This window comes from Cupriavidus consociatus (assembly GCF_017814975.1).
Taxonomy (GTDB): Bacteria; Pseudomonadota; Gammaproteobacteria; order Burkholderiales; family Burkholderiaceae; genus Cupriavidus; species Cupriavidus consociatus.
Genome location: NZ_JAGIQA010000028.1, coordinates 85,516 through 108,081, shown reverse-complemented (window position 1 = coordinate 108,081; position 22,566 = coordinate 85,516). Strand labels below are relative to the sequence as shown.

The following is a 22,566-nucleotide window of genomic DNA, read 5'->3' as shown; positions in this document are numbered from 1 at the left end:
CGCAGGATCTTGATCATCAGGTCGGTGCCGATATTGCCCGAGCCGATGATGGCGGCCTTGAGCTTGCGTGTCATGGGAATTCTCCTTGGATGGGTTACTCGACGCTGGCGCCGCTGGCCTTGACCAGCGGAGTCCCGTAGCGGAAAATAAATTTGTCACCGGGGTATCCGGCTGGAACCCTTGTTGAGCAAAGGTGGCGGAAAATGAATTGACATTTTTATCGACACTCTAAAAATAATAAATCAGTCAATTCGCATTACTCCGTATTAAAATCGTCTCGTTGCATCCTAGACTTCGAATCCCGACCGTAAGGTACTGATCTTATGGAAGATTCTTGGCAAGTCTCCGAGCCGATCGCAATTGCCCGACCTTACGGCGCACACCGCATCGAAGCTTTTAGTCCAAAGCTGAATCGACGGATCATCCTGTACCGACGGCAGGCGTTCGACTTATGGATCACGATTGAGTCCGATCCGAGAGTTCGCGGGTTTTGCGAGCGTCCTGGCTATATTCAGTTCCAGGGAAAACGGAGTCTCGCCGACTTCCTGGTGTCATACCTCGATCGGCAAGAACTCGTTATCCTCGCTGATCCGATAGTTGCAGCCGATGCGAAACCACTCGCGAATCTTGATGCCGGCGACAGAAACGTCCGGTTGATCCATGCCGCGGAACTGGTGGCCTCGCGTATCTGGGTAGACAACTGGCAGCGCATGTTGCCTTGCATCGTTGCCACGCGTGGCCTTCTGTCCGCGTCATTACTACGGCTCGTCGAGGACTTCGTCGCCGCTCCGCAGCCCCTGGTCGCCATAGAGCGCGAGCTATCAAAGGGTGATCCCATCCTCGTGCGGGCGGCCGTCTTTCAGCTGCTGCACGAGGGACGCGTCACAGCGATCCGGGTTGCGGACCGAGATGCTTTCCCTATCGACGCGCTTTTCCGCGGTGGAGGCCCAATCATGAGTCGCCGCAAAACCGAACTACAGACACTTGATCTTGCAGTATGGCCTGCCGTCGCGTGGACCGAGCTGGATGCTAGCGCTCGCGAGGCCGTCCGGGCGCGCATAGACGTGATCGAGCGTTATGCGCGTGGGGAGGAGCTGAGCGCTATCGAACACTCGACCGGTATCAATCGTAAGCAGCTCTATCGCTGGCTTGCCCGTGGGCTCTCTCCGCATCCTGATGGACGGATTTACGGGTTTCGTGCCCTCTTGCCATATCTGCGTGTCGCGGAGTACGTCCGGATGCGTCCTGTCGACGTTAAGGGGGAACGCGGCAGTCGAGGTACCGCCGGCGCTTTCGCCCAACTGCTCGAACGCTATCCGAAGCTCGGAGCATGGCTACGTCTGCAGGTTAAACAGAAGCGGGTGACCCTCCAGCAGGTTCATACCGATGGGCGGTTGAGTACGCGTCTGCGTGGCTTGCAATCGCTACATTACGACTTTCTTTGGCAATGCCGTTCTGCCGGACTGACAGCAGGGGACTACCCATTCAACACGGACGGCCGCGCGCTTCGTTCACTGGCGGCTTGCCTTAAGGCGGAGATGCTTCGCACGTTTGCCACGGCCGCGCGAGCAGCGGGCGCGTCGCATCTGAAGGGGTTGCCGCGGTACGACGATGTGGAGAGTCCATCGGCAACGCGCCCCTATCAGGTCGTGGAATTTGACGACCACCGGCTGGATATCCGGCTGAAGGTGGTTGTGCGCGACCCACTTGGCTTCGACCATGAGTTCGAGATCGAGCGTGTGTGGTTACTTGCGATCATCGACGTCTGCACCCGAACGGTCCTGGGCTTTCACATTGCGCTAGCTCGCGAATACAGTCGCTACGACGTCATCAAGACCATCGAGAACGCCCTGGAACCACATCGACCGCGAGGTCTCACGATTCCGGGCTTGGTCTACGGACAGCATGAGGGCTTTCCATCGCAACGTTTGCCAGAACTGGCCTATGTTGTCTGGGAGTGGATGAAGCTAGACAATGCCAAGGCAAATTTGGCAAAGGATACCCTGACTGCCTTATGCGAGTTCGTGGGCTGTTGTGTCGATGCGGGGCCGAAATACAGCCCTGATGAGCGTCCCTACATCGTACGCTTCTTTGGGACGATCGCGAGCAGGTTGTCTTCTCGGTTGCCAGGCTACACAGGTTCGCATCCGCGTGACCTGCGCCGAGCACTGGCCGATCCGAAAGGCAAGCTGCGCTTGTATGTGTCGCTCGATGAACTGGAGGAACTGGTTGAATACGCCATTGCAAGTTACCACGGTACGCCCCATGCCGGTCTGAACAACGTCACGCCGCTTGAGGCGATGGAGCATTTCATTCGCGGCAAGCATCAGCTTGTGACATGGCTGCCCGACCATCGTCGCCGCACGCTTTGCCTAATGCAATCGGCGAAGCGATGCTCCGTGCGGGCATACCTCGGCATGGGGATCAGGCCACACATCAATCTACATGGCGTACGTTATACCAGTGATGTTCTGGCGCGCAGCACACAGTTAATAGGAAAGCCGCTGCTCATTTACATGAATGCGGACGACCTGAGGTGTGTTCGAGCGTTCCTTCCCGATAGCACCGAACTCGGTGTCTTGGACGCGCAGGGGGCGTGGCGGATGCTGCCACACAACCTCAAATTGCGCCAGGAAATCCTTAGGCAAAAGGGAAAGAAGAGGAAACGCGGGGCTGCGTCGGCGAATCCGATCGAAGAATATGTGCAAAGCAAGCTGAAAAAGGCCAAGAAGACGCGCAGGGCAGCTTCCGAACTGACTGAGGCGGCTCGGAGCTTCTCAGGCTCACCAACGTTGAAGACTCCTCCAGGACCGGTAGCACCGGCATCGGTGAACGAGGCAAGTACGAACTCACCAGCACAGCATTTAGGAGAGCCCTCAGAAGGTTCTGCACAGCCGGAAAAGCCAGAGCCGACCCGGCCTCGAAAGCTCGCCATCGGCACCGGTCAGGTCTTTTAATCTCTCGTTCACATCGCGAGGTGAGTCATGTCGATTCAGGTACCCCGTCCGATCGATCCGTCGCTGCACCCTCTGGTCACGGGTAACTATCGTATCGCCACGCCGGCGATCGAAGAATTGTACGAGCTGATCAGTCGATGTCTTCGCTACCGGATCATGGGAGCGCTGATCTACGGTCCCTCGCGCATCGGGAAGACACGAGCCATCGAGTACGTGCGCTTGCTGCTGGCACGCAACCATCCAAAGATGACGAGCTACCACGCTCAGTGCGAACACAAGCCGCGACACGCCGAAGGCCCGTTCTTTGCAAACCTGCTGGAAGCCGTAGGTGACCCTGAACCGAATGCCGGTTCCAATCCAGCCAAGCGCCTACGCCTATCCCTGCGGATTCGAGAGGCAGCAGCGCGGTCAGGTAGTGGGACTGTGCTCCTGTTCTGTGATGAGGCTTAGCGGTACAACGAGAACGAGTACGAATGGCTGCGCGATGTCCATGACGCGCTCGATCGCCAGCAAATCAAGCTGTTTACCTTTCTCGTCGGTCAGCAGGAACTCCTCGCGCAAAAGACTGCCTTGCAGGTGGCAGGGAAGATCCAGATCGTCGCGAGACTGATGGTCGAAGAGCTATCGTTTTACGGCATCCGCAACGCTTCGGACGTGGCGACCTGTCTGAATGGATATGACCAGACAGCCTACCCTGAGGGCAGTCAATGGAGCTTTACGCGCTTCTTCGTACCCCAGTCCTTTGATGCCGGCTATCGACTTGCTAGCGATGCCGATTCACTATGGCAGGCGTTCGAGGCCGCCCATCACAAGGCGAATCTACCGGGAAAACTCGAAATACCCATGGATTCCTTTGTCCGGGCGGTCGAGATCCTCCTGAAAGACAGTGAGGTTAGGGACGTGCCGGGATATTGTCCGGATCCGGCGTTGTGGGCGCATGCGGTTCGCCATTGTGGGTATGTCCAATCACGCCATGCAACCGGACGCGTCCTCGTCTCCGCCTAGCGAGGCGCCACCGCCCGCGTCGGCATTTCCAATCCTTACGCTTGACGAGGCTAAGCTAACACCGGCACTTGGCTACCTATTTAACAAAAGGTGGGTCGAGCCGTGCGAGTCGCTCATCTCGATCTTGTGGATGCTTGAGAAGGCGAATGGGCTTTCGGGGATCGTTGTGGCGCGATTGATGGGGCCCGACATCGATCCGTATGAGGGCATTGTACCGGAGCGCGGCGTGGTGGACCTCGACCGATTGCACGGTAGCCTAGGCTTGCCGAAGCGCATCTTGCGGGCTGCGCTGCTGGCGCCTGGTGGACGGCGGCGCTACAGTCAAATGCTTCACTACTGTCGCACCTGTATCGCGCACGGTTATCACAGTGTTGTGCATCAGATCGAAAGCGTTGATCGATGTCCTGCGCACCGTTGTCCGCTGGAATCGACATGCCGACATTGCGGATACGAGGCACCATATCGTGTCAACGTTCAACTCCTGGAAGCACCTTATCGCTGCGCGCAATGCCGGCAAAGCTATGGTGGCGCGGGGTGGCGGCCAACAGACGCGCGGCCTATGCGGCCAAGGTACCGCAAGGCGCTAGTTCGGCGAAATTCTCAGAGTTCCTGGGAGGGGTGATCGCAGTGGCTCGACAGCCCGGAAGGCCACCCGGGTGACAGTTTTATTTTCGCGGGCGCTAATTCCTTGATTCCTCGAATTTTTCTCGGGCGTGAGGAGGCGGAGAAGGGCGAAGTGACGCATTTATACGCGAAGTAGTGACACTATTATTTTCGCCTACGGGTATAGACCATGGTCTTGCCGATCCTTGTGTTGGAGCAGTCTGAGACCAACCCCGCATACGTGCCGATGCCGCGCGAACGCGAGACAGTTCCACCGCCAACGAATAAGCGCGATAAGCTCATCCGTCAATGGCGCCAGATCCTGGGCAGCCGAGCGTTTACGACCAACAGCGGGCGCTATCGGACCTACGCATCGAGCGACTGGACATACGAGGCGATGGCCGGCGGCGACTCGAGTTCGTTGCTGCACGACAGCGAGCATTTGACAAGATTATTGCTGCGCAGGGCGTGGGAAAACGTGCCGCGTCGCCAACAGCGGCTGCTTCGTCTCGCCGTTCGATGTTTCGATCCGAACAAGCCCGCCATCAAGGTGGCAGCCACTCAGGTCAACGCGGCGGCGTGGCTGCTCGCCGCGATGCACTGGAACGGCTGTCGGCATCCCTACGCTCTGTGGTGCAAGCCACTGCATCCACTGACTGGGGTGGTGCGTTGGCTCAGCGGCCTTTGACGTTGTCGAACAGCATGAGCATTCGCGAGAGATCCTAACGAAGCTGGCGGAAAGGGTAGGGCGGGTCGAACGGCATAGCCGCCAACTCGTTGTGGCGATGAGGGCCGAAAGGCAAGTTGTCGCGTTGCTGCCAGAACTGCTGCAGTAAAAATGTTTAGTCGTAAGAGAAGAAATCGGCGCTCCTCAGGGCGCGTACTAACATTACTACGTAAACGTACCGCGATTACGGGTCTCCCGCACTTTGTGTGACGGCCGAATCGAGGCTTGATTTCCGGCCGGTTTGGCCGTACGGTGATCGTTACCATGAGGCAAGTTCTCGGTGGCATCGATCGTATTCTCGCCCGTGTGGGCAAGCGCTTCGTCTCCAGCGACGCGTGCGGGGAGACCATTACTGTCGAAGCTTGCAGTACGGTTCGCGCGGCACCTTGTCCTGCCTGCCATCGTTGGAGTCACCGACTCCACGGCCGCTATGTGCGTAGACTGGAAGAACGTCCGGTGCTCGAGCAGCGGGTCGTTCTCGCTATTGAGGTGCGTCGCTTCAAATGTACGAACGCCAATTGTCCCCGTCGTACGTTTGCCGAGAACATCCACGCCTTGGCCGGTCGGTATCAACGTCGTACGCGATCGCAAGCTCGGGCGCTACACGCGCTGGGCCACGCCCTCGGTGGTGAGGCGGCGGCCCGGCTTGCTGACTTATTGGGCTTGCGCACGAGTGCCGACACCGTGCTGCGGGAGTTGCGAAGAGCTCCGGGCTGCAAGCGCAAACCACGACCGCGGGTCGTCGGCATCGATGACTGGGCGATCGCGCGCGGTCACCAGTACGGAACAATCATCGTCGATCTGGAGCGACGTGAGCCGATCGAAGTGTTCGCCGGTAGGGACGCCATTGCGGTGACCGCGTGGATGCGTGCGCACCGATCAATCGAGATCGTCGCCAGGGACCGGGCCGGGGCCTACTCCGAGGCGGTCGACATCGCGCTGCCGGCAGCCAAGCAAGTCTCGGATCGCTGGCATCTGCTGAGCAACTTGCGCGACAACGTCGAGAGGCTGCTTTACCGACTCGGGCCACAACTGCGCCAAGCCGCGCAGAAAGTCGAGGTCGGTAGGGTGACCCTGGGCCGGCGGGGCGGCGGGCTAAGCCGCTTCAACTCGCTCCGGTCATGGCAGCGGCTGAGCGATCAGAGACGCGCCACGAGGCTGGCGCTGTACGAGCGGGTGATGGCGCTACGTGCCCAAGGTTGCACGATAAGAGGAATCGCGCGCGAATTCTCAATGAGCAGTGCAACCGTGCTGAAGTTCGTCCACGCGGGGGCATTCCCGGAGCGCGCGCCGAAGGCGCGGGGTCCGACGCCTTTGGATCGCTATCGCGACTATATCGAGGAACGAGTCGCTCAGGGCTGTCGCTTTCCTGAGCTAATCTGGCTAGAACTCAAGCAGCGAGGCTATAAGGGCAGTCGTGCTTCCGTGCAGAGTTGCGTGACCCGGCTTCTCTTTCCGCAGGGCAAGGCACCGCTTGTCCAAGTACCCGCGCGTACGATGCCGATTCCGTCGGCCCGGCGCGTGTTCGGATGGCTTGTCGGATGGAAGAACCTCGCCGTCGAGGAGCCAAAGAGCGCGGACCACGAGCGCTTCGTGCAGGCGCTGTGCAAGATCGAACCCGTGGTGGGCGAGGTCCGCAGCCTCGCGCGAGAGTTTCTTGGACTCATACACCGGATCTTCCGCAATTTGTGTGACGATGGCGAATTCGCGTGGAGGTTGGGACGTCTGTCGTGCTGCGACGCTGCGGAAATGCGTCGATTCGCGCAGAGCCTGCGCGCCGACCTCCCGGCGGTGCGGGCGGCATTCAAGTTGCCATGGAGCAATGGCCAGACCGAGGGTCATGTCAACCGGCTCAAGCTTCTCAAGCGCCAAATGTATGGCCGCGCGAATATTGAGCTTCTGCGGCTGCGGGTGTTGAAGCCGAACTGAATGACAGGCCTGCTTGTATTGCTGGAATTGCGAGTCCGGCCGCCATCGCAGGCGCGTGAGTTCGTGCGGCAGGGACGAGCTGGCGGGCTCGCCCACGTTCTTCAATAAGAAGTATGGTGGTAGTGGGGCGGGAAAGACGAGGGAAAGGACACTTCACGCACCAGCTCAAAAATCTCAATGCGGTGATGCGATGGGTAGGGAAACAGTACGCGCAAGATCGCGAGCCGTTCCGAAGCCTCCTTGGCACGCCACAGTCGCAGTATTAGTGCGCACCATTCGCAGAATTAACGATCTGCAACATTTGCAGTGAACAGCCACGCGTCCTGCCGGTGTTCTTAAAGTCCTGATAATAGGCGGCCGCTGAGAGGCCGAGCGCTGGTGTTACCCGCCAGCTCGTACCCAGCCAATACAGATTAGATCCCTGGTTTGCCGCACCCGGAATTGCGCCCGGAACCACACCACCATCGTAAGCACGTGCCCACCGGTATCCGGCGAAGACCTTCACTGGACCGGTAGCGTATGTTGCCGCGGCGGAGGCACGTCGAGTCATAGCGTCCGGGGTGACGGTCGTGGTGCCGGTATTGAGTTGGTCGTATGCTGCGGCGACGGCGAAGGGCCCAGTCGTATATATCACATAGCCACCAAACTCCCGGCCAAGCTTCGGATTGCCGGGGACTTCACTGCCATTGGCAACGTTGCTATCCGCCCCAAAGCTGTAAAACGCGGATGCCGCCAAGTCGCCAAACACTCCGACATACTTCACCGTATTGTCAGCTCGCTGGACGTAGATAGGGTCCTGCGTGAAAACCGAATATTTGGTCGCGAGTGCCATCGGCTCGAAGTTTCCGATAAAGTCAAACATCGCGGATTGCTGCCGACCAAGCAGCAGGCCGCCCCACGAGCCCTGGACCCCTACGTAAGCTTGTCTTCCGAAGAGCCGACCCCCTTGTCCGGATTTTCCCGTGTCTACATCAAAGCCGCTTTCCAATACGAAAGCACCACGGAGGCCTTGCCCCAGATCCTCGGTGCCACGCAGGCCCCATCGGGAGCCAGCAATGTTGCCAGACGTCAATCGGACCACGGAATTTCCATGCCCCGGCTGATGATTGGCAAATTCAATGCCGGCGTCAACAACCCCATACAGAATAACTCCTGTTTGGGCAAAGCTCGTTGTACCATCAACGAGCACGCGGTCGCAAATACAAGCTTCTTGGGCAAGACAAATCGCGTCACAACCTCCTCAATCAGTGTGTCAGGCTTTTCGGTCGGTGGGTTTTTGTAGGATTCATAGAGAGGGAGGCCCAACCGGGCACCTCCCGAGGCGCGGCGTTGACATAGATCCCGCCTTCTCGTTGGGGGTCGCCCCGTTAGGGGTCATCGTCTCATCGGGCTAGGCAATGCTCAGGTTGCTCAGGTGGGGGTTGGGCCCGTTACCGTGCGTAAAGGGTCTTGCCTCCCACGATGGTCTCAAGCACCTGGATATCCTTGATCCGAGCTGGGTCGTCCAGCGGGCTGGCCGAGAGGATGGCGAAGTCCGCGAGCTTGCCCGGCTCGATCGAGCCACGGCTGTTCTCCTCAAAGGCCTGCCATGCGGAGTCAATGGTGACCGCGCGCAGCGCCTGGGTGGGACTGATGCGCTCCGCGGCTCCGATCACCTTGCCGCTGCTCGATACCCGGTTGACGGCAGACCACATCAGGCGCAGCGGGTCCATCGGCACCACGGGCGTGTCCGTGTGGATGGTGAACCGCAGCCCGCGCTTGAGCGCGGATTCAGTTGGGCTGATGCGCATGGTACGCTGGGATCCGAGAAAAACATCGCGGTGCCGGTCGCCCCAGTAGTAGGTATGCAGGACAAAGAAGGAGGGGATAACGCCGAGCGTCTTCATCCGGTCGAGCTGGTCGTCGCGTGCTGTCTGCGCGTGCACGATGATGTGGCGCGCATCGGGACGGGGGAAGGCCTTCTGTGCTTCGCTGAAGGCAAACATGATGTCGTCGATGGCGGCATCGCCATTGCCGTGGATGGCAATCTGCCGGCCGGCCTTATGTTGTTCGAGAACCAGCGCGGCAAGCTGCTCGCGCGGCAGGGTGGGGTAGCCGCGGTAGTTATCGTCCTTGCCGGGGGCATGGACGTGATAGGGCTCGCTCAGATAGCCGGTGTAGCCTTGGATTGAGCCGTCACTGAAGATCTTGGTTGCGCCGATGCTAATCAATTCCGGATTCGGCGAGTGAAACTCCGCCTTGCCGTCGATCAGCGTCTTCGCCACGGGAGCGGTGGGCCAGAGCACCAGACGGATCTGCAGTTGTCCCTGCGCCGCGGCTTCCTGCAGCATGCCCAGCAGCTTGGGGTTTCCGAGGGCGCCATCTTGCGCCGTCGTCACGCCCTTGGCCGTGTAAATTTCGGTGGCCTTGCGGATCGCCTCAAGATTCTTCTCGCGGCTCAGGGGCGGTATCCGGGCTGTCACTGGTGCCAGTGCGGGCGTCTCTTCCAGTACGCCATTGCGCTCTCCGGTGGCAGTGTCGCGCCGGAACTCTCCGCCCTGTGGATTCGGGCTGTTTCTGGTGAGCTGCGCGAGTTCCAGAGCCTTGCTGTTGGCAACGCCGAAGTGACCCGATACGTGCCGAATGAAGATCGGATGATCGGTGGACACGCGGTCCAGGTCGGCTCGGGTCGGGTGCCGCGTCTCCATGACCAGCGTGTCGTCATAGCCGTAGCCAAGCACCCATTCTCCCTTGGGCGTGCTTTTCGGCCTTGCGTTTCAGGCGCGCGACGATCTCGTCGATGCTCTTGATGGCGCCCACGGGAGCACTGCTCAAATCGATGGAGAACGCCTCCCCGGCACCGGTCGCCAGGAAATGGCTATGCGCATCGACGAAGCCGGGAATCATGGTTTTCCCTTTAAGGTCGACCACCCGGGTGCTAGGCCCGACCAGTGCCTCGATGTCGGCCCTGCGCCCTACCGCCTGGATGCGTCCGTCGCGTATGGCAACCGCCTCCGCGACGCGGTTGCCGGCGTCCACCGTCAGAACCTTGCCGTTGACATAGATCGCCTCAGCGACCGTGGCCGCATTTTCTGCGGCAGTGCAAATAGACGCGCCGGCGGCGCTGGCCGCCGCGAGTGCTAATGTCAGGGTATATTTGAAAGACCGCATCATCGTTGTCGTCCTCATATTCCTGCCTCTTCAATCCGTTCAGTTAACTGGCCCAGGAGATCCAACGCTACGTCGAGCACTACAACATGCATAAGCGCTCATTTGTCTGAACCACTACTGCCGAGTCGATTTCGCAAAAATCGAGCGCCTATGCAAAGCTATTTCTGGGGCGAAAAAATAGCAATTACATGGATAAATGCATTGATTTGTACGGAGAAATTGCTGCGCCATAATGCTGCCTTCCGTTATTCAAGAGCAAGACCATTTTGCGCTGATTTTCAAAGATTTTACAAATGTGACGTGGCGGATTGCGGACAGGGCTGGACGTCTACCTGGCCGCGAGTTCGGCAAGGCGTCGCGCCGTCTCTTCTGATCGCAGCGAGATTTCATAGGCCGATCTCCCGATGCTTTCATTCCATTCTCCGCCGGCAATTGCATCGATGTGCTGCTTCATGGAACGAACAGCGGCCGGGTCGCAACGCTGAATGCACTCGGCATACTTGTCGATGGTAGCGGAGAGGTCCTCACGGCGAACGAGATCGGTGAGAAAGCCGATCCGGAGCAGTTCCTCGCCTTCGAGTGACATGGACGTCAGGAAGATTTTCTTGGCTGCCGGCGAGCCCAGGCGCGTAACGAAGCGCCGCAGCCCCCCGGGGTAATAGTGCAGCCCAAACTTCGCAGCGGGCATGAACAGCCTGCAACCGTGAACGCCGATCCGGAAATCGCAGGCCAACGCGAGGTCCGTACCACCACCGTAGACGCTACCGTTCATCGCGCATAAAGTCGGGAGCTCGAGGGTTTCCAGGGCGTCGATCATGTCTTCGAGCGACCGGTCCAGGCGGGTGGCGATCTGGCTCAGCGTATAGCCAGAACAGAAGGTCTTCTCGCCTTCGCCCGTCAGCACGAGCAGCCGCAAGGTCGGGTCGCACTTCACTTGTTCCAGGAGTCGCAGCAGGACTCCGATATCGTCAGGATCAAGTCGATTGTGTTCGGCAGGGCGTCGAAGTGTGATCGTCGCCGTCCCATTGGCGATATCAAGGCTAGGCTTTGCGGATGTCATGGCTTGGGGTCGTGGCCGTGTTGCAGGATGATGCCTTCGCGCGCCAGCGCTTCCAGGTCGGACGTGATGAATCCATGCTCCCGTAGGACGTCAAACGTGTGCTCGCCGAGCAAGGGCGGCGCGCGGCGAATGGATTCCCCATGGCGGCTGTCGAAGGCGATCGGGCTGCCGACTTGCCGGATGGCGCCCAGTTCCGGGTGCCGGACTTGCTCCACGAGCCGGGAGTGAACGACCTGTTCATCGGCGAAAACATCGGCGACGTCGTAGATCGGGCCAGCCGGGATATCTGCATTCAGCAGTCGTTCCGTCCACTCCTTGCGAGTGTGCGCTTTCAACCTGGCCTCGATCAGTTCCTTGAGCTCGGCGCGCCGCTCGATCCGCGCTGCATTCGTCTCGTAGCGCGGATCATCGATCAGCGCTTGCAGGCCAAGCACCTCGCAGAGGCGCCGCCACATCTCGGCTGTCGCAGGTGCGATGTTCAATGGTCCATCCGCGGTCTGGAACACGCCATACGGCGCAATCACAGGATGCGTGTTTCCGGCAAGACCGGGAATCTCCCCAAGGCTCAGGTAACGCTGGGCCTGGACGCTCATGAGCCCGACGAGTCCTGCCAGCAATGATGTCTCCACCCGGCGCCCGCGCCCGGTGGCGTGGCGCTGCGCTACGGCAGCAAGGATGCCGATGGCACACCACATCCCGGCAGTCTGATCGCCGATCGCCACACCCACCCTGACCGGTCCCGATTCTGGCATGCCCGTCACGCTCATGAGTCCGGAGTATCCCTGCGCAATCTGATCGAACCCGGGACGTTGACTCGCTGGTCCCGTACGGCCGAAGCCGGTGACGCTCGCATAGATAAGCCGAGGGTTCGCTTCGATAAGCGCCTCGTACCCAAGACCCATGGATTCCATGGCGCCGGCTCGGAAGTTCTCCACGATCACGTCGTACTGGCCGGCGAGATCGCGCAGCAGGTCGAGCGCGCGCGGATCGCGGAAGTTGACGGCGATGCCGCGCTTGTTGCGGTTGCCGCTCAGGTAGTAAGCGCTGGTGCCGCGGTCGAAAGGCCCCCAGTGGCGGATCATGTCCCCGCCCGCGGGCTCGACCTTGATCACGTCGGCGCCCAGATCACCCAGGACCATTGTGCAGAAGGGTCCCGCAAGCGCCCTCGTGAGATCCAGGACACGAATCCCGGAAAGCGGCAAGGAAGTTGGATCGGTCATGCTTTCTCCCCTTGTAAGATCGCATGTCCCACTCTATATTGCATACAACGGAAATGCAACCGTTATCCAAAAGAGGAGACACATGCGCAAGCCCAACATTCTTTTCGTCATGGCCGATCAACTCTCGGCACCGGTGTTGCCCTTCCACGGCAACACGGTCGTGAAGGCGCCGCACCTCCAGGCGCTGGCCGAACGCTCCGCAGTCTTTGACAACGCCTACTGCAACTTCCCCTTGTGCGCGCCTGCTAGGTTCTCGCTGCTTGCCGGCCAGTTCGCCACGCGCATCGGCGCGTTCGACAACGCGTGCGAGTTCCAGGCTGCCACGCCCACGCTGCCTTATTACCTCGCGCAACAGGGATACAAGACCATCCTCAGCGGGAAGATGCACTTCGTCGGCCCCGATCAAAAGCACGGCTTCCAGGAGCGCCTTACCACCGACATCTACCCGGCGGACTTTGGTTGGGCCGCGGACTGGGCGGAGGGCGAGTTCAGCTTCTACTCACCCGGGCACAACCTGAGTACCGTGGATGAGAGCGGCTCTTGCTTCCGCAGCTTGCAACTCGACTACGACGAAGAGGTTGAGGCGAAGTCGATTCAGCGTCTGTACGACCTCGCGCGGGAAGACGAGCAACCGTTCTTCATGTGCGTTTCTTATACGCACCCCCATCCGCCGTATCACATCCTTCCCGAGTACCTGGGTCGCTACTCGCCGGAGGAGATCAACCTGCCCGTCGTCGGAGACATGCCGATGCAGGCCCGCGACAAGCTCAGCCAATGGGTGCAGTATTCCCACGGACTGGACAAGCAAGGGGCGACTGATGAACAGGTGCGGCGTGCGCGCCATGCCTACTATGCGATGGTGAGCTACGTCGACGACAAGATCGGCCGTCTGCTGGAGACGCTTAAACGCGCGGGCTTCGAGGACAACACCATCGTCGTGTTCACTTCCGACCACGGTGACATGCTGGGCGAGCGCGGCATGTGGTTCAAGCGGGTGTTCTTCGACTGGTCGGCCAAGGTTCCGCTGCTCGTCTACGACCCGCGCAAGCGCAACGCTCGGCGCATCGCGGAGCCGGTCTCTCACGTGGACCTGCTGCCCACCTTGCTGGATCTCGCGATGGATGGCAAAGCGCCGCCCTGGGTCGAGCCGATCGATGGACGCAGCCTCGTGCCGCTGGTCGCAACGGGCGATGAGAACGGCGAGGCGGAAGCGTTTGTCGAATACACCGCCGAGGGTGTCACCGGTCCATGCTGCATGCTGAGACGTGGCCGATACAAGTACGTGTACACCCATGGCCATCCAGACCTGCTTTTCGACATGGAGGCCGATCCGAACGAGCTGGTGAACATCGCGCAGGAGCAGCCGCAGGTGCTTGCCGGACTCAAGGCACGCGTGCTCTCCCGGTGGGATCCCGCTGCCATCACGCAGCAGGTGCTTGCCAGCCAGGCGCGCCGCAAGTTCATCAACTCGCTGCCCGAGGGCATCCAGCCCACCTGGGACTTTCAGGCGGCCACGGACGATACGCGCCGGTTTGTTCGTCGGGGCAGCGCTCGGGTGATCAAGGTAAAAAAGCGCTGGCCGGCTGTGGCGCCCGTCGCCAAGGCCAAGTGAAAGGAGGCCGATGATGACTCAGAACAAGCTCACAACGGACATCGATCCGCACCGCCTGGCTCGCGCGATAAGCGGCTACAACCTGATCGGAGGCGAGCTGGCGGCGGCTCGTTCGGGGAAACGGTTTCCGGTAGTCAACCCTGCAACCGGGCGCGAGATTGGGCAAGCGGCGCACAGCGACGCAAGCGATGTCGAACAGGCAGTGCGTGCGGCGGCGCAGGCGCAGCCTGCTTGGGCAGCGATGCCCGCTCGCAAGCGTGGCACTCTGCTGGCCGATTGCTCGCGCCTGAGTGCCGAGCACGTGGAGGAGCTGGGCCGGCTGGTGGCGCTCGAGACCGGCAAGGCGCTGCGCACCGAGAGCCGGGTCGAAGCCTCCGTCGTTGCCGACACCTTGCAGTTTTACGGCGGCCTGGCTTCGGAACTCAAGGGCGAAACCATCCCGTTCAGCCCGGACATGCTGACAGTCACGCAGCGCGAACCGATCGGAGTGGTGGGTGTCATCATTCCATGGAATGCCCCCATGATGCTCATGGCGCTGAAGATCGCCCCAGCGCTGGTGGCCGGCAACACGGTCGTGGTGAAATCGGCCGAAGAAGCACCGCTGGCGGTCCTGAGGCTGTGCCAGATCATCAACCAGGCGCTGCCAGCCGGGGTGCTGAATATCGTCTCAGGTTTCGGCCCGGAATGCGGGGCGCCCCTGGTCGCGCATCCCGCAGTCGGCAAGGTGACGTTCACCGGCTCCGTCGAGACCGGGAGAATCGTGGCGCGCACAGCGGGGGAGAAGCTCATCCCCGTCACACTGGAACTCGGCGGAAAGAGCCCGATGATCGTGATGGACGATGCCGATATCGCGAAGGCCGTTGCCGGCGCGGTGAGTGGCATGCGCTTTACTCGCCAGGGACAGAGCTGCACCGCCGCCAGCCGCATTTTCGTGCACGACAAGGTGCACGATGAATTCGTCGCCTTGCTCAAGGCGCGCGTTGACGCGCTGAAGATGGGGGATCCGCTGGATGAAGCGACGGATATCGGCACGGTCATCTCGCGTCCCCAGCTCGACAAGGTGCTCGGCTATATCGAAAGCGGTCGGGCCGAGCCTCGCTCCCGCGCGCTCGAATGCTCCCAATTGCCCGAAGACGAGTCCCTTCGTCAAGGGCTGTTCGTCAGGCCGGTGATCTTTACCGGTCTGGACAACGCATCGCGGCTGGCGCGCGAAGAAATCTTCGGACCCGTGACGTGCGTGATCCGATTCTCGAGTTACGAGGAAGCCGTGGCGGATGCCAACGACAGCGACTTTGGACTGGCAGCAACGATCTGGACGCAGAACCTGAAAACCGCGCTGGATGCCACCCGGCGTCTGCAGGCTGGCTTCGTGCAGGTGAACCAGAACATCGTGGTCCAGCCTGGTCTGTCCTACGGGGGCGTGAAGCAATCCGGCCTTGGCCGCGAGGCGTCGCTGGAGGCAATGCTCGACCACTTCACGCACAAGAAGACGGTGATCTTCAACATGAACTGAGCAGCGCTCGCTGCGAGGAGACAAGAATGGCTGTGATCGGTTTCATTGGCTTGGGCAATATGGGGTTTCCCATGGCGTGCCGACTGAAGGAAGCAGGGCACGGTGTGCGCTGCTTCGACCTGAACGCGAACTCGATGGAGCGCGCATTGCATGCGGGCCTGGGGCCGCGGGCTTCGGTCGAGGAGACGGTAGCCGGGGCGGAAGTGGTCATCACCATGCTGCCCAGCGGTCGGCACGTACTGGACGTGCTCACGGCAGACACCCTGCCGCTCGCGCCTGGCGCGCTTGTGATCGATTGCTCGACGATCGATGTCGCGTCCTGCGCCGTGTTCCACGAAACGCTGCAGAAAAAGGGGCATGTCACGCTGGACGCTCCCGTCTCGGGCGGCGTAAGCGGCGCGGCGGCGGGAACGCTTACGTTCATGGTCGGCGGCACCGAAGCAGGCTTCGCGCGTGCCCTCGAACTGCTGCGCGTAATGGGCAAGAACATTTTCCATGCAGGCGCGGCGGGTGCTGGCCAGGCGGCGAAGATCTGCAACAACATGCTGGCCGGCATTTCCATGGTGGCCGTCTCCGAGGCCCTGCATCTGGCCAAGCGGCTGGGGCTGGATCCACGGAGGTTCCACGAGATTGCCTCGACGTCGTCCGGTCAATGCTGGGCGCTCACGAGCTATGCGCCAGAGCCCGGCCTGGTAGCGTCCGCTCCTGCTAATCGTGGGTACGAGGGCGGATTTGCTTCCGAGTTGATGTTGAAGGACTTGCGGCTGGCGGAGCAAGCTGCCGTGGCCAGCCAGTCGCCGGCATTGCTGGGCGCGGCGGCCGCCTCGGTCTACGCCATGCATTGCGCCGCTGGGCGTGGCCGGCTCGACTTTTCCTCCATCATCAAGATGCTCGGCGCATAAGCTGCTCGCAGCCAAATCGAGAAGCAAGGAGACCGACCATGGCATTCGTACGACGCGTCTTTCGGCTAGCTGTTGTTGCGTTGCTGTTCGCCAGCGGCGCAGCCTTCGCGCAGAAGGAAACAGGTAAGTTGATCGTGGGTTATCCCTCGGGCCAGTCTGTCGACGTGGTCGCCCGGCTCCTGGCCCACCGCCTCGGTCCGGCGATCGGGCGGTTGCTGATCGTGGAGAATATGCCGGGGCAGTCCGGCAGCCTGGCTCTGGCAGCGGTTGCGCGGATGCCCGCCGACGGCAGCGTGATGACGCTGTCGGCCTCGGCGGCGCTGGCTGGTAATCCTTCCATGTACCGGAACCTGCGGTACGACACGACCAAGGATTTCGAGCCGATCGGCCTGGTCTACGATGCGCCGCTCCTGCTGATGGTCAATAGCGCGCTTCCCATTCACTCTCTCAAGGAGTTGATTGCCTATGTGAAGGCAAACGCAGGAAAGGTCAACTATTCTTCCCCCGGCAACGGTTCGGTGTCCCATCTTGCAATGTCGGAACTCTTGCGGCGAACCGGCATGGAAATGACCCATGTCCCCTATCCCGGGTCCGCCAAGTCGCTGACCGACCTTGCCGCGGGGGAGGTGCAGGTTGCCTTCGATGCCGTTGCGGGCGCGCAGCCCTATCTTGCCAGCGGCAAGGTGCGTGCGATCGCGGTGAGTTCCCGGGAGCGCCTGACGACACTGCCGTCCGTACCGACCGTCGCTGAGAGCGGAGTGGGCATGGACGACTTCGACATGGTACCGTGGGTAGGTATGCTAGCGCCCGCTGGCACCCCTAAGCCTGTCGTGGACAAGCTGAGCGCGGAGCTCGCCAGGATCGTCCAGTCTCCCGAACTGACCGAGCGGATTGCAGCCCTGGGCGGTCGCCCCCGCAGCAGCACCGCGGCGGAATTCAGGACTTTCCTGCGTGGCGAAATGGGGCGGTGGGCGGCTGTCGTCAAGGCGTCCGGCGCTCGCGTGGAGTGATGTCATGATCGCTGTCGGCTCTGCGACGCTCGCTCGTGACACGCGGCACCATCGGGTCCTGGAGAACGGATTCAGTTTCCATCGCAGTGAATGGATGCAGACCGGGTCCGACCCGCACCTGTCTCCCACCATCTTTCTGGTAGAGCAGCCACCGCATTCGGTGCTGCCGACGCACTTTCATACGCAGAATCAGTTCCAGGTCTTCAAGCAAGGATCGGGATCCCTGGGATCTCGTGCGGTCGGGCCCGGCTCCGTCCACTACGCCGGCGCATTCACAGGGTATGGGCCTTTGGTGGCCGGGCCGCAGGGGCTAAGTTACTTCACCATCCGTGCGGTGTTCGAAACGGGCGCCAGCTTTCTTCCGATTGCACGGGACAAGCTGCGCCGCGGACCAAAGCGGCATGCGCACGGGCCAGCGCATCCACCCCGAACGCCCGAGCTGCTCCGCTCCCTGACGGCACCTGTGCGTGTGGAACTGATTGAAGGCAATTCAGGCGACCCGGAAGCCTTTGCATTGCAATTGCCTCCTTTCTCGGAATTGAGGGTTCCGGCTGCCCGCGGCTTGGGGCAATTCCAGCTAGTCCTTGCTGGTGAACTGAACGCCCCGGAACGCCGCTTGCAGCAGTGGGAGAGTCGATTCCTGTCAACGGGTGAGCATGGCGGCGCCTGCAACGCCGGTCCGCAGGGTCTTCACCTCCTCGTGCTGCAGGTCCCGGTCATGGCTGCCGAGTACCTGCCTGGCCGTTGAGGTGCGTCGGATCTTCTGTATACTGTCCGCATGACCACAGCAAAATCGAGCGCAGTGCGAAAACGGGATCCACAACCCCTGTCCGTGGAGCAGGTCTGCGAGCGGATTCGCTCGGCGATTCTGCGCGGCGATTTGCGGCCGGGCGCAAAGCTGACAGAGCAGGATCTTGCAGCGGAATTCGAAGTGAGCCGCACGCCCATCCGGGAAGCGATCCGCCAACTCGAGACCGAGCGGCTCGTTACCCGGACCCCTTTCGTCGGCGTCACGGTGAGGCAGCTGACTCCGGAAGAAGTACTTGAGCTCCTGGACATCCGCGAGGTGCTCGAGGGTCTGGTGGCACGCCTGGCGGCGCGGCATATGGATGCTGCGCACCTGCAGAGGCTGAAGAAGCTGCTCCAGCAACTGACTGCCTGCGCGAAGAAGGACGATGTTGCCGGCTATCTGGACCACGCGCTGGCGTTTCGCCGTGTGCTCGTCGAATGCTGCCGCAGCGAAACGCTGGCTGAGTACGTCCTCGACATCGAAAATCAGCTGCGACTGATGGGAAATCGAACCGCTGTCCTGCCGGGGCGCATGGAAGCAGCGATCGAGGAACACGAGAAGTTGCTGGATGCCATCAGTCGCGGCGATGGTGCTGCCGCGGAGCAGCTGAACCGGGAGCGCATCCAGCACATCCGTGACGCGGTTGCGAAGACGATTACCTTCTCGATGTTCTAGACCGCGGGCTGCAGCCATCGGGGCGGAGTATCAAGTGCGGTACGAGGTGCCACGCTCCCGATTGAGCTTGCGCAACAGGCCAGGCCATTCCACCTTGCCAACCTCCAGGAAGCCGCCGGGACCAAGCATCTTGCGCCCCTGGGCGCGGGTATGCCGGATGGTGGCCTCGGACAATTCATGAAGCGGCACGCCACCGGCCTGACCATCGATCTGGTACTGACAGGCCGTCTCCAGCCGCAGCATCCAGCAAAACGCCTCGCCCACACTGCGGCCAACTGTTAGCGCACCGTGGTTGCGCAGGATCAGCACGCGCCCCTCGGGGCCGAGATCGCGCACCAGTCGCTGCCGTTCGTCCTCATCGAGCGCCGCGCCTTCGTAGTCGTGGTAGCCGAGAAAGTCCATCATGACGCAGGCCTTCTGACTGAGAGGCCGCAGCCCCATGGCCTGCATGGCGACCGCGTTGTTGGCGCGCGTGTGGCTGTGCATGACGCATTGCAAATCGGACTGCGACATGTGGATGGCACTGTGGATGATGAAGCCGGCGGGGTTGAGCAGCGACGGATCGCCCGCCACGACGCGACCGGCCAGATCCACCTTGAGTAGGGATGAAGCCGTCATCTCGTCGAAAAGCGTGCCCAGCGGGTTGACCAGGAATTGGTGTTCGGGCCCGGGCAGCATGACCGAGATGTGCGTCGACGCGAGGTCCGACATGCCATAAAGGTCGGTGAGCTGATAGCACGCGGCGAGATCGCAGCGCAGTTGCCACTCGACCGGATCCATGCCCTCGGGCATTTTTGCGGGGGCAGAAAGCTGCTCGGTATCGCTTCTCATGTCATTGTCTCCTTGCTAATGTTTTTACTGTTGATGGTCTGCCCGAGGCCAATTCAGTCCTCGTTGCGGAACCCCGATGCCTGGACAAGCGGGCGCCAGAACTCGCGCTCGGCGTGCAGCGTGCGGGTCACGGTCGCGCCAGGCAGACCGGTCGCTTCCAGCCCGACGCGCGACAACAAGACTTTCATCTGCGGCTTCTGCATGGCAGCAACGAACGCCCGCTCCAACCGTTGCACCGCCTCCGGCGGCGTCCCTGCAGGCACGAAGGCGCTATACGTTGCATTGGCATGATCGAATGCATCGATGCCTTCCTCGCGCGCGGTCGGCACATCGGGAAGGGCCGGGTTTCGATGGGTGCCGGACACGGCCAAGATGCGAATCTTTCCTGCGCGATAAAGCTCCAGCTGGCTGGCCAGGGCGTCGGTGGCTAACGGGACGTGTCCGCCCACGAGGTCCGTTACGAGCGGCGCGCCACCTTTGTAGGCCACCGGCCTGAGCGCTACGCCTACGGTTCGACCCATGCCGAGGATCGCGAAATGCAGTGTCCCGCCCAACGAGGTGAGGCCGATACTGCCCTGCGAAGGATTGGCACGGACCCAATTCACGTATTCCCGCAGCGTCTTGTAGGGGCGATCCGCGCCCGCCGATATCACCGTGGGGACTTCGGCAAGCTGCGCCACGGCAATGAAGTCGCGATCGACGTCGTAGTCAAGCCGCCGGTAGGTCATCGGGAAGATGACCATCGGCGCATTCGATGAAAGCAGCACAGTCCTGCCGTCGGGCTGCGACCGCTTGACGGCGTCGATGGAGATACGGGTCGATGCGCCCGGCCTGTTTTCCACGATCACCGTGCCCATGCCAGCCAGTCGCAGTTGGTCGGCCAGCGCGCGCGCGAGCGTGTCCAGTGCCCCCCCGGGCGGGAAGCCGACAACAAGGCGCAAGGGCGTCGTCGCGCTTCCCGTCGCTGCCGGGGATTGCGCGCAGGCTGGGTTCGCTGCAAGCACGGCCACCGCGACAAGCGCAAGCAAATGACGTATCGATTTCATCATGACACCTCCACATCTGGCCATCGGGACAAGAGCTTCAGCGAGGCCTCAAGCAGCGCAGCCGCGCCGAGCAGCTCGGACTCCCCGCGCAGGCGCCCCACCAGCTGCAACCCGATGGGCATCCCGTCACGTCCGAAACCGCAGGGCAGGGTGATGGCGGGGTGGCCGGTCAGGTTGAACGGCATGGTCCAGGGAAACCAGTTGGATCGCACCTCGTCGTACAGCCGGCCGTCAATCTCGATCTGCCCGAACAGGTCCTGCTCAATCGGCAGCGCGGTGCGCGCAATGGTGGGCACTGCGATGAAGTCGTGGTCACGAAGCAGCGCCTGCACGTGCCGGAATAGCCGGGTGCGTTCGAAGTTGGCCCGCTGGTAGTCGACCGCGCTGTAGTCCGTGGCAAGGGCCAGCTGTTGCAACAGCGAAGGGCTGAGCCGCTCAGGCTGCTCCTGTGCGATCTGACCGAAGCGCGCTCGCCATACCGTGTGGTTGATGGTGCGCCACAGCGGCTCGATGTTGAAACCCGAACCAGGCATTTCCGCGAGCTCCGCCCCTAGCTCCTGCAGTCGCTCCAGGGCAGACCCAAAGCACGCAATCACATCGGCTGCAAGCGGCCGGCCTGGCGGCGCACTGGCAAACAGAATCCGCTTACGCCGCAGGTCAGTGACAGTGCGCATTGCACCGAGGTAATCGGTTGCGCGCACGCCGGCAGACCACGGGTCCGACGCGTCTTCGCCGGCCATTGCCTGGAGCATCAAGGCAGTGTCGGCCACCGTGCGCGAAATCGGCGTGACGTAGGTGAGGTTGCCGAAGACATCCTCCACCTGAGAATGCGGCACCAGCCCGATGCTTTGCTTCAGGCCTACGACACCATTGCAGGCAGCCGGAATGCGGGTGGAGCCGCCGCCGTCCGTGGCGATGCCGATCGGCGCGAGGCCGGCCGCTACCGCCACCGCCGCGCCGCCGCTGGACCCACCGCTGGTGCGGTCAGGGTGCCAGGCGTTGCGCGTGCGCCCAAACAGCGGTGCATCGGTAAGGCACTTTGCGCCGAATTCCGATGTGGTCGTTTTCCCGATGAGGATGGCGCCCTGGTTGCGTAGTCGGGCGACGGCGACCGCGTCCTCGGTCGGAACATTGTCCGCGAACAGCAGCGAGCCGAAGGTCGTACGCACGCCCCGCGTGTTCACCAGGTCCTTGCAGGCGTAAGGAATGCCGTGCAGCAAACCAGCCGGCTCCCCGCGCATGAGCGCTTGCTCGGCGGCTCGGGCCTCGCGCATGGCCTCGTCCGGGCAGAGCGTGATAAAGCAATTGAGTGTCGACTGAAGCCGGGTGGCACGGTCCAACACGGCACGCGTCACTTCGACGGGGGAAACCTCGCGAGAATTTATCGCTTCGCGAAGCCGCACAGCGGGCAAAAAGCAAAGTTCCTCATTCATCCGAAACTCCCTGAGAGATTCCGGCTCAAGTGACCGGCAACGAATCCAAGTTGACACCCACCGCTCCACCCGGTCAAATACCCCTTCACAATCAGCCCATATC

At 61.5% G+C, this 22,566-nt stretch carries 17 protein-coding genes and 1 pseudogene; 10 read left to right on the top strand and 8 right to left on the bottom strand.

Annotated features, from left to right (window positions below):
* The first annotated feature begins 953 nt into the window (after positions 1 to 953).
* The 4 genes and pseudogenes from J8I82_RS29760 (at position 954) to J8I82_RS29745 (ending at position 7,221) form a co-directional block, all read left to right on the top strand.
* The gene (locus J8I82_RS29760) at positions 954 to 2,957 is read left to right on the top strand and encodes a helix-turn-helix domain-containing protein (protein ID WP_209763014.1); all 2,004 of its coding nucleotides are present in this window, start codon (positions 954 to 956) and stop codon (positions 2,955 to 2,957) included.
* A gap of 27 nt (positions 2,958 to 2,984) precedes the next feature.
* A pseudogene (locus J8I82_RS29755) lies at positions 2,985 to 3,962 on the top strand (AAA family ATPase).
* A gap of 793 nt (positions 3,963 to 4,755) precedes the next feature.
* Positions 4,756 to 5,253, top strand: a complete 498-nt coding sequence (locus J8I82_RS29750; RefSeq protein ID WP_209763012.1) for a hypothetical protein — start codon at positions 4,756 to 4,758, stop codon at positions 5,251 to 5,253.
* A gap of 303 nt (positions 5,254 to 5,556) precedes the next feature.
* Positions 5,557 to 7,221, top strand: coding sequence for an ISL3 family transposase (locus tag J8I82_RS29745; RefSeq protein WP_209763010.1), 1,665 nt, complete (start codon positions 5,557 to 5,559; stop codon positions 7,219 to 7,221).
* A 262-nt stretch (positions 7,222 to 7,483) separates the two neighbouring features.
* On the opposite strand, the gene J8I82_RS29740 is transcribed toward J8I82_RS29745, so the two are convergent.
* The 5 genes from J8I82_RS29740 to J8I82_RS29720 form a co-directional block, all read right to left on the bottom strand.
* Positions 7,484 to 8,410 (bottom strand): porin, encoded by a 927-nt coding sequence (locus J8I82_RS29740; protein ID WP_284183217.1) that lies wholly within the window; start codon positions 8,408 to 8,410, stop codon positions 7,484 to 7,486.
* Positions 8,411 to 8,651: 241 nt separating this feature from the next.
* Positions 8,652 to 9,941 carry an amidohydrolase gene (locus tag J8I82_RS29735; RefSeq protein WP_209763008.1) on the bottom strand — a complete coding sequence of 430 codons (1,290 nt, stop codon included), beginning with the start codon at positions 9,939 to 9,941 and terminating at the stop codon, positions 8,652 to 8,654.
* Positions 9,922 to 10,374 (bottom strand): amidohydrolase family protein, encoded by a 453-nt coding sequence (locus J8I82_RS39165; protein ID WP_209763006.1) that lies wholly within the window; start codon positions 10,372 to 10,374, stop codon positions 9,922 to 9,924. The genes J8I82_RS29735 and J8I82_RS39165 overlap by 20 nt, the downstream gene beginning before the upstream one ends.
* 325 nt (positions 10,375 to 10,699) lie before the next feature.
* A complete protein-coding gene (locus tag J8I82_RS29725; RefSeq protein WP_209763004.1) occupies positions 10,700 to 11,431 on the bottom strand; it encodes an enoyl-CoA hydratase/isomerase family protein in 732 nt (243 codons plus the stop codon).
* Positions 11,428 to 12,651 carry a CaiB/BaiF CoA transferase family protein gene (locus tag J8I82_RS29720; protein ID WP_209763002.1) on the bottom strand — a complete coding sequence of 408 codons (1,224 nt, stop codon included), beginning with the start codon at positions 12,649 to 12,651 and terminating at the stop codon, positions 11,428 to 11,430. Before J8I82_RS29720 ends, J8I82_RS29725 begins: the two co-directional genes overlap by 4 nt.
* 82 nt (positions 12,652 to 12,733) lie before the next feature.
* Here J8I82_RS29720 and betC point away from each other — a divergent pair, with 82 nt between their 5' ends.
* The 6 genes from betC to J8I82_RS29690 are packed head-to-tail and all read left to right on the top strand — an operon-like array spanning position 12,734 to position 19,153.
* Complete coding sequence (betC, locus tag J8I82_RS29715; protein WP_209763000.1) at positions 12,734 to 14,263, top strand: choline-sulfatase; 1,530 nt, start codon at positions 12,734 to 12,736, stop codon at positions 14,261 to 14,263.
* 10 nt (positions 14,264 to 14,273) lie between these two features.
* Entirely contained in the window at positions 14,274 to 15,776 is a 1,503-nt protein-coding gene (locus tag J8I82_RS29710) for an aldehyde dehydrogenase family protein (protein WP_209762997.1), read from the top strand.
* A gap of 26 nt (positions 15,777 to 15,802) precedes the next feature.
* Positions 15,803 to 16,678 (top strand): 3-hydroxyisobutyrate dehydrogenase, encoded by an 876-nt coding sequence (gene mmsB, locus J8I82_RS29705; protein WP_209762996.1) that lies wholly within the window; start codon positions 15,803 to 15,805, stop codon positions 16,676 to 16,678.
* A gap of 38 nt (positions 16,679 to 16,716) precedes the next feature.
* Positions 16,717 to 17,688 (top strand): Bug family tripartite tricarboxylate transporter substrate binding protein, encoded by a 972-nt coding sequence (locus J8I82_RS29700; protein ID WP_209762994.1) that lies wholly within the window; start codon positions 16,717 to 16,719, stop codon positions 17,686 to 17,688.
* A gap of 4 nt (positions 17,689 to 17,692) precedes the next feature.
* Positions 17,693 to 18,436: a hypothetical protein gene (locus J8I82_RS29695; RefSeq protein ID WP_209762992.1), complete on the top strand. Its 744-nt coding sequence runs from the start codon at positions 17,693 to 17,695 to the stop codon at positions 18,434 to 18,436.
* 30 nt (positions 18,437 to 18,466) lie between these two features.
* Entirely contained in the window at positions 18,467 to 19,153 is a 687-nt protein-coding gene (locus tag J8I82_RS29690; protein WP_209762990.1) for a GntR family transcriptional regulator, read from the top strand.
* Positions 19,154 to 19,183: 30 nt separating this feature from the next.
* On the opposite strand, the gene J8I82_RS29685 is transcribed toward J8I82_RS29690, so the two are convergent.
* From J8I82_RS29685 to J8I82_RS29675, 3 genes are read right to left on the bottom strand one after another with little or no spacing between them, the layout of a single operon-like run.
* A complete protein-coding gene (locus J8I82_RS29685) occupies positions 19,184 to 19,984 on the bottom strand; it encodes a class II aldolase/adducin family protein (protein WP_245180259.1) in 801 nt (266 codons plus the stop codon).
* A gap of 53 nt (positions 19,985 to 20,037) precedes the next feature.
* Entirely contained in the window at positions 20,038 to 21,033 is a 996-nt protein-coding gene (locus J8I82_RS29680; protein WP_245180258.1) for a tripartite tricarboxylate transporter substrate-binding protein, read from the bottom strand.
* On the bottom strand, positions 21,030 to 22,463 hold the full coding sequence (locus tag J8I82_RS29675; RefSeq protein ID WP_209762988.1) for an amidase: 1,434 nt from the start codon (positions 22,461 to 22,463) through the stop codon (positions 21,030 to 21,032). Before J8I82_RS29675 ends, J8I82_RS29680 begins: the two co-directional genes overlap by 4 nt.
* Positions 22,464 to 22,566 lie beyond the last annotated feature (103 nt).